General features: G+C 44.2%; 8 protein-coding genes and 1 pseudogene. 6 read left to right on the forward strand and 3 right to left on the reverse strand.

The annotated features are described in order from the left end of the window. Positions 1 to 66: 66 nt before the first annotated feature. The 3 genes and pseudogenes from R7M72_RS08940 to R7M72_RS08950 all read right to left on the reverse strand — a co-directional run bounded on the left by R7M72_RS08940 (position 67) and on the right by R7M72_RS08950 (position 4201). Positions 67 to 363 (reverse strand): hypothetical protein, encoded by a 297-nt coding sequence (locus R7M72_RS08940; protein ID WP_318056142.1) that lies wholly within the window; start codon positions 361 to 363, stop codon positions 67 to 69. Between the two features lie 56 nt (positions 364 to 419). Beyond that, a pseudogene (locus tag R7M72_RS08945) lies at positions 420 to 2333 on the reverse strand (diguanylate cyclase). A gap of 611 nt (positions 2334 to 2944) precedes the next feature. Beyond that, positions 2945 to 4201, reverse strand: a complete 1257-nt coding sequence (locus tag R7M72_RS08950; protein WP_005375868.1) for an aromatic amino acid transport family protein — start codon at positions 4199 to 4201, stop codon at positions 2945 to 2947. 379 nt (positions 4202 to 4580) lie between these two features. On the opposite strand from R7M72_RS08950, the gene R7M72_RS08955 reads away from it, so the two are divergent. The 6 genes from R7M72_RS08955 to R7M72_RS08980 all read left to right on the forward strand — a co-directional run bounded on the left by R7M72_RS08955 (position 4581) and on the right by R7M72_RS08980 (position 11649). Then, the gene (locus R7M72_RS08955; RefSeq protein ID WP_054574324.1) at positions 4581 to 5015 is read left to right on the forward strand and encodes a GNAT family N-acetyltransferase; all 435 of its coding nucleotides are present in this window, start codon (positions 4581 to 4583) and stop codon (positions 5013 to 5015) included. Between the two features lie 292 nt (positions 5016 to 5307). After that, positions 5308 to 7971 (forward strand): nitrate reductase, encoded by a 2664-nt coding sequence (locus tag R7M72_RS08960; protein ID WP_258470231.1) that lies wholly within the window; start codon positions 5308 to 5310, stop codon positions 7969 to 7971. Between the two features lie 20 nt (positions 7972 to 7991). Continuing rightward, positions 7992 to 8897, forward strand: coding sequence for a uroporphyrinogen-III C-methyltransferase (gene cobA, locus R7M72_RS08965; RefSeq protein WP_213905199.1), 906 nt, complete (start codon positions 7992 to 7994; stop codon positions 8895 to 8897). Further along, on the forward strand, positions 8894 to 9847 hold the full coding sequence (locus R7M72_RS08970; RefSeq protein ID WP_213914828.1) for a glycosyl transferase family protein: 954 nt from the start codon (positions 8894 to 8896) through the stop codon (positions 9845 to 9847). The genes cobA and R7M72_RS08970 overlap by 4 nt, the downstream gene beginning before the upstream one ends. 229 nt (positions 9848 to 10076) lie before the next feature. Further along, a complete protein-coding gene (locus R7M72_RS08975; RefSeq protein ID WP_009704599.1) occupies positions 10077 to 10994 on the forward strand; it encodes a dienelactone hydrolase family protein in 918 nt (305 codons plus the stop codon). Between the two features lie 73 nt (positions 10995 to 11067). Continuing rightward, entirely contained in the window at positions 11068 to 11649 is a 582-nt protein-coding gene (locus tag R7M72_RS08980) for an ANTAR domain-containing response regulator (RefSeq protein WP_213891300.1), read from the forward strand. Positions 11650 to 11694: the final 45 nt, after the last annotated feature.

Below are 11694 nucleotides of genomic sequence, written 5' to 3' on the forward strand. Positions count from 1 at the left end.
CATCGAACATGCATGAAAAATGAAAAGCAGAAAATACGAGTGTACCGTCTGCTTCAAGATGGTGGGTTATTTAGTTGAAGCGGGTTGAATAGTTGCGATTGGTTTCTTGGGTTCGGCTTTTTTCTTAGGCAGCACGTTATCAATCCACTTTTTAATGTACAACTTATCGAATTCTTTATCACACCACTTTTTGTTTAATCCACGTCGATTGAACTCAGCACCAATCGCCACTTTGGTTTGGTTAGTTGCACGGTTGTAGTAGAGAGTTTCACATAGTTGAGTGTTACTCATTTGCTGGGCATACACGTTGACACTGCTGCTGCGCATTCCCAGTTGAGATGCTTGCTGATTACTACACGCCATAAGAAATAGAGGCGCAAAAGTAATAATGATTAGATTTTTTTTTCATGTGTGCTTTTTTATGATGTAGGATGAATGACGAACTGGTTTCTACCAGCTTGCTTCGCATCATACAAAGCTTGGTCTGCCAAGAAAAACCATTGATCCCATTCTTGTTTAATTATTTGTGCCGACAGTTTGTCCATTGCTCCAAGGGAAATTGTCGCGTTTAATGGTTTAGAGTCAACCACCAATGGCGTGTTTTCAACAGTATATCTCAATCGCTCCAAAAACTTAGCGCAATCTTCAGCTCGCTGTACTTCGAATAATAGGACAAACTCTTCTCCACCCCAACGAATGAGTAGGTCACCAGAGCGAGTGGATTCATTAAATAGCGTGGCAATATGAGTCAGCATTTTATCGCCAATATCGTGTCCATATTGATCATTAAAGGTTTTAAAATGATCAACATCTAAAACTGCTAAGGCAAATGTTCTATCTGGGCTTCTACGAGCCATTTTGTCCAGCCAAATGTGAAGATAGCGACGGTTATGCAGTTGAGTTAACGGATCGGTAGTATTTTCTTGAGTGAGTGCTTTATTAATACGTCTAACGCGCAGTACGTAACGAAAACCAACGACACCAATTGCCGTAATAGCGATAAAGTAGAACATTTCTCGATAGCGCTGCGAACGCAGTTCAGACGCTTGTAGCGCATTTTTTGTTTCTAGCAATTTGAGTTCTTTCTGGGCTAACTTAGCTTCGAGATCAAACTTAATGTTAATCATCTCTTCACCATGAATATGATGAGAAAACTCAGCCTCCAGCTCTCTTAATTGGGTTAAATAATGAAAAGCGGCTTCATAGTCATTAAGAATTTGATGAGCGTTTACCAGTACCGAAAGCATATCAATACGCTGCCGCAGCTCTAATTCACTGGTTGACTTGGTTTGTTCTAGAACGTTAAGCGCTGTTGTAATAGCTTTATCGTATTGTTTGTTTGCGAGGTAAGCCTCTGCAAATGCCTCGTAACAAGACGTTTTTAGCATTTCTAGATTTTTTGGAATGGGCAGGTCTACGCAACGTTGTGCGACCATTAATGCATCATCAATTTTTCCTACCGAGCTCAACATTTGTGAAAAGCTGGATAAAGAGTGGTGCTTGACTGTGTCAGACCCCGTTTGCATTGAAAGTCGAATGGCTTCATTGAAATAATATTCCGCTTTTCTGTTATCTCCGAGGCTCGAGTGAACGATGCTAAGGTTTGCGTAGATAACCCCCATAAAAAAGCTATTATCGTATTGATATTCGCTCTCTAGGTAAGTGTCGAGAGCTTGCGTTAGGTAACTGTTGGCCCGAGCCCAATCTGATGCGTCGATGTAGACCGTCCCAATGTTGTTCAGTGTCATCGCGACTTGTATTTCAAATACTGTTTTTTCTAATAACTCATAGGCATTGCGATAATATTTTAGGCCACTGCGTAGTTGATTTCGAGATACTTCTAGATTGCCTAACCAGCGGTAAGCACGGCCTTCTAATGCTAGATAACCAAGATCACGGGCTGTAGAAACAACGTCATGGAGTAACAATTCTGCGTTCCAGTTATCGTCTTACTCAATCATTGTTACTGCCTTATTGAGCTGTGCTTCAGCGACGACCCATTCCAAATGGTGCTTTTTACCGAATTCGATTAAATCGGGCATATCTTTCGGTAATGGAACGCCTTCGTAACGCTTAAGGTACTTTCGTGCAAAGTAATACAGAGCAAGAGACTCCGCTGATGCATGCTGTGGCGTATTTAACTCATCTTTTTGAATTGATCGCGGCTTACCCATCGAGCGAAAGTAGAGTTTTAACATGGGCTTGCTTTCTGCTGAAATGTGTTCTTCCAGATAAGCTTGCTTTTCGGTACTCGCCAGTACGTTGGTGGGATGTAAGAAAAGTCCAAGTGCAGTACAAAGTGCGCAAGCCAGTGTTTTAATTGAGAAGTGCATGAGCGTATTAATAAAATGTGATCTCTTAACCGAATACCAGTTAAGTCTACCATTTCTTGTTGGTTAAGTGCGGATGGATTCCCAGTGGCAAAGTGTTTTAGGAGTGAGATACGAGAAGGATCTCTATAATATTATGATTTATAAAAACAAAATCTATTGAAAACTTATGTAATGATTGGAAGATGGCATAGGTAGGGTAACGATGGAAGGTAAGTGAGCATATTCGGTGGACTCAATCTAATGATTTAAGCCGCGGATTCATCGCTCGAAATCAGGGTGAAGTGTAAAAAATTACGTTTCTGTCATAAATATTTAATGTTTGTATGGGTTGTTAAAAAACTGGATATTAGACATAGTGTTATTAAGCCAATAAAAAATGGCTTTTATAATAAATAGGAGATTAACTATGCATAATGAAATGATTCAACCTTCGCACTTCGGCATTATCGGCCGTACCTGCATCGCTTCAGTACTTATGATTGCGGGTGTTTTCGCTCTTATTTAAGAGTCAAGGGTAATGATGATTACCTTTTAAAGAGTAAGAAAATTCAGGGAATCACCTTAACCTTGTGTAAGGTATTCCCCTGAAAATCCAAGCTAGTCTTTAGTTATTAGCTGAAGAAGCTAAAAATCAATGCACTTACCGCCACAATGCCTGCTGCTAGAACAAAGTAAGTAGAGACATTTCCTCGATATTGTTTCATCGCCTCGATTTTATATACCGCTAACATTGGCATAATAAATAAGATCATTGCAATAACAGGCCCTGACAATGCTTCCATCATACCAAGAATACTTGGGTTCATGATCGCCGCCGCCCAGATTGAGAAGAACAGTGCTGCCACGCTGATACGATCAACACGCTTCTCAGATAGGTTAAAATGCTTGGTAATTAAACCATTTAAGCTTTCACGCGCACCTAAAAAATGTCCAAGGAAAGATGAAGTGATAGCAACAAACGCTACTAAAGGACCAAGTGTTGCAATAAATGGATTATCGGTTGCGTTCGCTAAGTAAGACAATACGGATACGTTTTGTTCTTTTGCTTGAGCCAATTGTTCAGGTGACAGTGTTAGCACACAGGAAAATACAAAAATAAGAACAAAGGCAATCAGCATGATGCTAGTGCGACGAAGAATAACTTCGGATTTGGCATCTGCCTGCTTACCGTAATGGCGACGTTGTACATTTGCAAAGCTTGAAATTGCAGCTGCGTGACTAAACGAGAAAATCACTACAGGAACTGCTAACCACATAGTGCTAGCAAAAGCTGACGCTTCTGGCACATCCATGACAGGCATGGTCCAGTTCGGTATTAAGTAAAATGATAGAAAGGCAAGAATGGCAACAAGTGGGAACACCATAATGGCAAAGGCCCGTAGCATTACTTTTTCACCCGCCATCATAATAGCAATTAGTGCAAACACTAGTACGCCAGAAAGCAAAGGTCTAGGTAAAGAAGCCATATCAGCCTGATTTACCATGAAGCTATCTACTGTGTTTGTTATTCCAACACCATATATCAACAGGATCGGGAAGATCGAAAGAAAATACAGCAGTGAAATAGAACGGCCTGCTTTTGCGCCGAAGTGCTCTTCCACTACATCAGTGAAGTCTGCGTTTTTGATCTTAGAAGATAGTACAAAACGAGCTAAGCCACGGTGCGCAAGATAGGTCATTGGAAAAGCAAGTACTGCCATCGCGACTAAAGGCCAAAAACCACCAATCCCAAGGTTAATTGGCAGAAACAGGATGCCTGCGCCAACGGCTGTTCCAAATAGGCTAAGAACCCAATGTGTATCATGTTTTGACCAAGCTGTGGTTGTGTTTATTTCACTAGGATTTAAGGCATTTCGAGATTCTTTCACTTTAAAACTCGCTTTTATAAAAATAATAATGCTGAAAATGGTAAAGGTTTTAGTGTTTATTATCACACGCGAAGCTTGGTGAATAATGCTGTGAATTTGGGGTGGTTGTAAATTATCCAACTATGAATTTTTCAATAAACCAGAATAAAGTTCTTAAATTTAATGCGTTTAATGGTTGTATGTGTTGAAATTTTCATCTTGTGTGGTTTTTGATTTTGCGGTTAAAACTTAATCACGGATGTATGTTCTAAGTGAGTTAGGCCTAATTTTCAGGAAGAATATTACATTTTTTAAGCACTTAATTGAGATGTTTGTGTCCCGTCATTTAGATGAGATTTAGGTATACTGCTGCCATTCATGTTAAAGAAGGAGTCATTGAATGGACATCTTGTCTGCGCAAAAAGAGGACTTATTTGCCATATATAAGCTCGAAAATACTTTATTTGGAGAACACGCCTATCCTCAATTTTTCTTTCGGCAAGCTTTTGATTGTTGGGGAGAGACCTTACTGGTAGCAAAAGAGGGAGAGCAGGTCGCAGGGTATATATTGCTAACGACTAGCACAAATGCACATCAATATTGGATCATGTCATTGGCCGTCGATATTCAACATAGAGGTAAAGGTATTGCGCGTTCCCTCCTAGAAAACGTTATTGCGCCGTTGACGTTAGGCTCAAGCGTGAAATTGACTGTCGATCCTAAGAACCAACCTGCATTGTCTTTATACCTCTCCCTTGGCTTTAAAACGTTAGAAGAAGAAGCGCATTATTTTGGTGACGAAGAATCCAGGTTAGTCATGGAATTAGTAAAGTAATACTGCACGATAATGACCGAAATTTGCACACAATCAGTGCGTAGCATTACGTTGCTATAATTGGTTTTAAGCTAACCTTTTGTATGGTAAGGGTTTTTAATCTTGGCACCTCACTTGCTTTACATAAACGTTCATCGATAACTCGATGCGCCGCTCTTAATAGCAGGCGAGAGCGGTATAGGGTATTACTTTTTGAAAATATACTAACAGCGTTAAAGGCATTGCTGCCTCTCTCGATTCGGGAGAGGCTTTTTTTTGCTAGTAAGTTGGGCTGAATCACACTGGAGGTGTTATGTCGCAAGGATGCAAAAAAACCACTTGTCCCTATTGTGGTGTTGGATGTGGTGTCGAGGTCAATGCGAAAGGAATCGTTGGGGATGCGTGTCATCCTGCAAATGCGGGATCACTGTGCGTGAAGGGTGTCGCGCTGGCAGAGAGTTTGAATATGCCTTCGCGCTTGTTGTATCCAAAGCTTATCACCAAGCAACGACCTCAAGGGCAAGAGGTGCAATGGCAACAAGCCACGGATCTGATTGCTGAAAAGATTCATCAAGCGAAAGCGGAGTTTGGACCGGATTCCGTCGCGATGTACGTGTCAGGGCAGTTGTTAACGGAAGACTATTACGTCGCCAACAAACTCATGAAAGGCTATGTTGGCAGCGCAAACATCGATACGAACTCGCGTTTGTGTATGTCTTCGGCGGTTGCGGCTCATGTACGAGCATTTGGTGAAGATGTCGTTCCCGTCAATTACGACGATATTGATAAGACTGAGCTATTGATCATTTGCGGTGCTAATACCGCTTGGACGCACCCTGTTTTATTCCGACGTATTCAACAAGCGAGAGAAAACAATCCTAACCTCAAGCTGGTGGTCATTGACCCGCGTGAAACGGTCACCGCACAGCAAGCGGATTTGCATCTACCGATTAAAAACGATGGTGATGTGTCACTCTTCAATGGGCTGCTCAAGTTTCTTATTGAACAACAATTGATTGATTCTGAATACATAAATTCTTATACCGACGGATTTAATGCACTTAGAGAAGAAGTTTCTGATTTGCGTTACGATGTCACTAATTTGACGTCTTCCATTGGCATTTCAGAAGAAAAACTCACGACATTCTTCCAATGGTTTGCGCAAAGCCCAACCGCAATTACGTTGTTTTGCCAAGGGGTAAACCAAGCCGAAAATGGCGTCGACAAAGGCAATGCAATCATTAATGCACACTTGGCGACGGGTAAAATTGCCAAGTCAGGTTGTGGGCCGTTTTCTATTACAGGTCAGCCCAATGCGATGGGTGGGCGAGAAGTCGGTGGATTGGCAAACCAGTTAGCGGTTCATCGTGCTTTTGACGCAAAGTCTATAAAGCAAGTGCAGGCGTTTTGGGATTCACCAGAAATTGCCACTCAGCCCGGTTTAAAAGCTGTTGAACTGTTTGAGGCGGTAGAACGTGGTGAGATTAAAGTTCTCTGGATCATGGCAACCAATCCTGTTGTCTCTTTGCCAGATAACCAATTGGTAAAACGTGCACTAGAGATTTGTCCGTTTGTGATTGTTTCCGATATCACAGCGGATTCGGATGTAGCGCATTACGCGGACCTATTGCTACCCGCCGCTGGCTGGGGGGAGAAGCAAGGCATGGTGACCAATTCTGAGCGTCGACTTTCAAGGCAGCGCCAGTTTCAAACGCCTCCCGGTGAAGCAAAATCAGATTGGTGGGCGATAAGCCAAGTTGGGCAAGCTCTGTGTGCATTGGAAAAGACACAAAATGGCTTTGCGTTTACTTCTGAGCGGGCGGTATTCAGGGAATATGCCGCGATGACAGGCATGAATGCAGATTCGCCATTGAAGCTAGATCTTTCTCAATACGCCAACTTAACCGAGCAAGAATACGAAGAGTGGGTGCCGACACAATGGGGAGGAGAGCGCCCTTTTGCTGATGGCGTCTATTCACACCCAGATGGAAAAGCGCGTTTTGTCGTGACCAGTGAATCTCCAACGCGCTTAGAAAGAACAAAAGGCTGGTGGCTCAATACGGGCAGACAACGTGACCAATGGCATACCATGACGCGCACAGGGCATATCGCCCACCTTGCCGCCTCAGAGTTAGAACCAACCGTGTACATGAACACGCTCTCTGCCACTCAAAATCGCTTAAAAGCAGGACAGCTCACCAAGCTGTTTCAGCCTGCTTCAAACACCGGTATTTATGCCAAAGTTGCCATTGATGAAGGTTTGGGTTTTCAGGAGCTGTTTATGTCAATGCACTGGGCGGGTCGATATGGCGGTGAAAGCAGTGTTAATGCGATAGTAAACAGCGCAAAAGACCCTATTTCAGGGCAGCCTGCATTTAAGTCGTCTTATGTTGAAGTGCAAGATGCGGCGGTAAAAACCTTCGGTATGTTCATCGGTACACAGTTTGATTCCGGCAAGTTTCTCTACAGCGCATTTCAAGCAGAAAGCAATTTGGGCATTTGGCGCTTTGCACACGATAAGCGACCAAAGAAGCAGAGTTTTTGTCGAACGGAAAAGAGCCGCAGGATTACGATAGATATTGCCCAAGGTTGGCTAGCGGTGGATTACGACCTTGTTGGAGACGTTCGTATCATTCGCTCTGTTTTAGTGGTGTCTAATGAACCGATTCAAACCGACTACACCAACTTTACCGGCTTGATTGGCAAACCGATGGAGCTATTGCAACTGCTTACCATCACTCAATCGCAAAGCAGTGCCAAACTGGTTTGTAGTTGTTTCCGTGTCACCGATAAACAAATACATGACGCGATGGAGAAACAAGACTGCACGTCACTGACTCAACTTCAAAACAAACTCAAATGCGGCACTAACTGTGGCTCGTGCGTTTCTCAAATCAAACAAATGGTCGACAGCCATCAGCATCAAAAGGGCAAACAGCAAGCGAACCAGCAAAGTCTGGCGATTCAAATAAAGTAAGTCATAAAGAGGATAAGCACATGGAAGCGCCTTATCAAAAGTCTTGGTTTAAGAAAGGACAAGCGAGTCAGAATCAAGAACGCTCGTCTCGCTTTTCTAAGCATGACCAAGCAAGCAAACTGAACCAACTTTTAGAAGACCATTCACTAGACCTGGACGCGAACCACAAAGGTTTTGTCTCGATTGTCGGAGCTGGGCCCCACGATCCTGACTTGTTAACCGTAAAGGCAGTGAAAGCGATTATGTCGGCAGAGGTTCTGCTTTACGACCGTTTGGTTAACAAAGATATTTTGGAGTTGGCTTCGCCACAAGCCGATTGGATTTACGTGGGCAAACGATGCGGACAACCTAGCATTGGTCAGGAAGAAATCTGTGACTTGATGGTGTCGCTCGCTCAGCAAGGAAAGCGAGTTGTACGCTTAAAAGGGGGAGATCCATTCGTATTTGGCCGTGGAGGCGAAGAGGCGTTAGCACTCGTCAAACACTCAATCGCGTACGAAGTCATTCCCGGCATTACCGCTGCGATTGGATGTTCAGCAAACAGCTTGATTCCGCTGACTCATCGTGGCGTTGCTCGCAGCGTTACCTTTGTGACGGGGCAAGTAGTAACAGGCGCATTTGAAGCGTGGAGCCAACTGATGCAAAGCGGACAAACGTTAGTCTTCTATATGGGGTTAGAAAAGTCATCTCAAATACAAACGGGTTTAATCAACTCCGGTTTGAGAGCAGATTTCCCAGTCGCGATCATCACTCATGGTTGCAGCCCTCAACAACAAGTGCACGTTACACAACTCAATCAGCTCAATGATTTATCGATTACACTTAAAGGCGTGAGCCCAGCATTGATTGTGATGGGAGAAGTTGTCAAACTGCGCGAACAACTAATAGAAACCGTACAGTCAGTGACGGAATACGAGGGAATATGAGCAGCATTTTGGAATGTATTAGAACAGTCGGTCGTGGCGAACGTGGTAGAAAACCACTGAACTTTGACCAAGCGTTTCGAGTTATGGATGAATACCTAAACGGTGAGTGCGATGATGATCAGATGGCAATGTTATTGATGCTGATTCGTGTACAGAACGAGACTCAACAAGAAATCGCTGGCTTTGTGAAAGCATTCCAATCCCGCATGCCTGCTATTGGTGCAGACATCGACTGGCCATGTTATGCAGGTAAACGTGAAGCGGCAGGTCAACCTTGGCACCTGTTGGCAGCGAAGATCCTCGCCGATAATGGCCATAAAGTGTTGATGCACGGCTATCACGACCGTCAATCTGGTCGTTTACACGCTGAAGACTACCTCGACAAATTTGCTATTACGAAAGCGGAATCAGCAGAAGACGCAAAGCGTGTATTAGAAACACAAAACATTGTGTATCTGCCGCTGAGTGCGTTTGCTCCTCAAGCAGAAACCATGATTGGTTGGAAGAATCGTTATGGGCTTAGAACGCCGATTAATACCGTGGTTCGAGCATTGAACCCGGGGCAAGCAACGATTGGTATTCGTGGTAGCTTCCATCCTGGGTTCCAACAACTTCATGCTGAAGTCGAATACGAGATTGGTCAAACCGCTCACGCTGTTGTGTCATTCAAAGGACAATCGGGTGAGTCAGAATACAACCCGAAAGTAAGCCAAACATTATGGTTAAGCCAAACAAGCGGCGTGACATCGCACTACTGGACGGAGCAAATGCTGTCTGAGGTGCCAATGCCTGCGAACTGCCCGTTTGGGACGTCAGAAGATGACATGAACCAAATGGCGAATACGGTTCTTGCGACCATGACAGTGGTCTTGTTTGCACAGATGCACGACAGAGAAAAAGCATTCGAACGCGCCTTCTCGTACTGGCAAGCCTATTGCGGCCTGCAATAACGCACTATTGTCAATTAATGTAAAACCAACGACGCAAAGTTGTTGAATCTGAATCCATTATCTATTGTTTGAAGAAGGTAAAAGATCCTAGCTCGCCAATGATGTGTTTCACCACCTTGCTCCGTATCAGAGTGGTGAAACCGCAGTTTTAGCCTCAATCGCGTTCGTTTTTAGCTTCGCGTTTGAGAATGAGAAAATCCCATATGGTAAGACACAGAGGACATGGATAATGGTTCTAAAGCATACCACTCCTAGTGAAAAGGCTTCTCATCCGATCCCGCAAGAAGCCTTCGATTGGTACGACGAATACGCCCACGGAAAAATCTCGCGCCGTGAGTTTCTAAATAGGCTGGGTGGCCTTGCTGTGCTTGGCTTTAGCATGACAGCACTGGTCGACGCGCTAACCCCGAATTACGCACTGGCAGAACAAGTTTCATTTAACGATCCTGACATCAAAGCAACTTACGAAACCTTTCCATCTCCAAATGGGCATGGAGAAGGGCGTGGTTATTTGGTGATGCCACAGAAGAAGACCTTAAAATCGCCGACCGTGTTGGTGATTCATGAAAATCGAGGTCTGAACCCTTATATCAAAGATGTCGCAAGACGACTTGCAAAAGATGGCTTTATTGCTTTCGCTCCAGACGCACTTTATCCACTCGGCGGCTATCCGGGGAACGACGATGAAGGTCGCGCCATGCAGAAAGAGATGGACAGAGCCAAGATCGAACAAGACTTTATTGCAGCCGCTAACTTCCTCAAACAATACGAGGGTGGCAACGGTAAATTGGGCGCGGTTGGATTCTGCTTCGGTGGATACATTGTCAACATGCTTGCAGCGGTAATGCCAGAAGAGCTCGATGCAGGTGTGCCTTTCTATGGAACGCCAGCGGCGCAAGAGATCCAAAAGCAAGTCAAAGGGCCGTTGATGATTCACTTTGCAGGGCTCGATAAGCGTGTTAACGACACATGGCCTGCTTATGAGCAGCAATTGATCGCAACCGACGCACAGTATCAAGCGTTAATGTATGAGAACGTCAACCACGGCTTCCATAACGACTCAACAGCACGCTACGCACCGGAAGAAGCAGCACTCGCTTGGGAGCGCACACTCGGCTTCTTCAAAGAACATCTTGCCTCTAGTTAAAACGCTTCAGCTTTAGTTGGCACATTCCTTGTTATGTCTCTCTTAGTGAGTGAGATATAAACAAGGAATGTGCATGACTCAATCAACGTCAAAAACACCCATCATAGTGTGCTGTGATAGCCTACAAGAGCAGGCTCGATTGTCCGGCTTATTGAGCAAAGATTACGACAACATCATCGGTTGCCAATTGGCACAACTAGAAACGTTAATGCAACGAGAACCGTCGGCAAGCGTTGTGGTTGGATGGCAGCAACCAACCGCGGAACTGCGTTTGATCGTCGATTTCTGCCGCAGAAAATCGGCACCACTTCTTATCGTCTTAAAGCAGTTATCATCTAATGATATCAATCGGTTATCAGAAAAAATGGACTATGTGCTCATGCCGCACGATAGTGAGTTTGCGCTTCAGCCTTGGATTGAACATGCGACACTAGTGAGAGCGAAATTCGAAAGTATGCAATCGGAAATTGAATCGCTGACCTTTAAGATCGAAGAGCGCAAGCTGGTGGAAAAAGCCAAGGGGCTGCTGATGAAGATGCACAGCGTTGATGAAGAACAGGCTTATAAAGCGCTACGAAATTCAGCCATGCAATCGAGCCAAACGCTCGCACAAGTTGCCAAGAATTTGATAACTACTTTGGAAGTGTTGGATTAGTCGCTCTACCTCTTTGGGGTTAGGGTGCGTTTTCTAACGTGGTGC

Origin of the sequence: Vibrio sp. YT-18 (assembly GCF_033337345.1) — a bacterium.
In the GTDB taxonomy this organism is placed as follows: domain Bacteria; phylum Pseudomonadota; class Gammaproteobacteria; order Enterobacterales; family Vibrionaceae; genus Vibrio; species Vibrio alginolyticus.

Excerpts from the sequence above, each read along its gene's own strand:
- R7M72_RS08970 (WP_213914828.1), top strand. The coding sequence starts at position 8,894 with ATGAGCAGCATTTTGGAATGTATTAGAACAGTCGGTCGTGGCGAACGT.
- R7M72_RS08940 (WP_318056142.1), bottom strand. The coding sequence starts at position 363 with ATGGCGTGTAGTAATCAGCAAGCATCTCAACTGGGAATGCGCAGCAGC.
- R7M72_RS08980 (WP_213891300.1), top strand. The coding sequence starts at position 11,068 with ATGACTCAATCAACGTCAAAAACACCCATCATAGTGTGCTGTGATAGC.
- R7M72_RS08960 (WP_258470231.1), top strand. The coding sequence starts at position 5,308 with ATGTCGCAAGGATGCAAAAAAACCACTTGTCCCTATTGTGGTGTTGGA.
- cobA (WP_213905199.1), top strand. The coding sequence starts at position 7,992 with ATGGAAGCGCCTTATCAAAAGTCTTGGTTTAAGAAAGGACAAGCGAGT.
- R7M72_RS08975 (WP_009704599.1), top strand. The coding sequence starts at position 10,077 with ATGGTTCTAAAGCATACCACTCCTAGTGAAAAGGCTTCTCATCCGATC.
- R7M72_RS08955 (WP_054574324.1), top strand. The coding sequence starts at position 4,581 with ATGGACATCTTGTCTGCGCAAAAAGAGGACTTATTTGCCATATATAAG.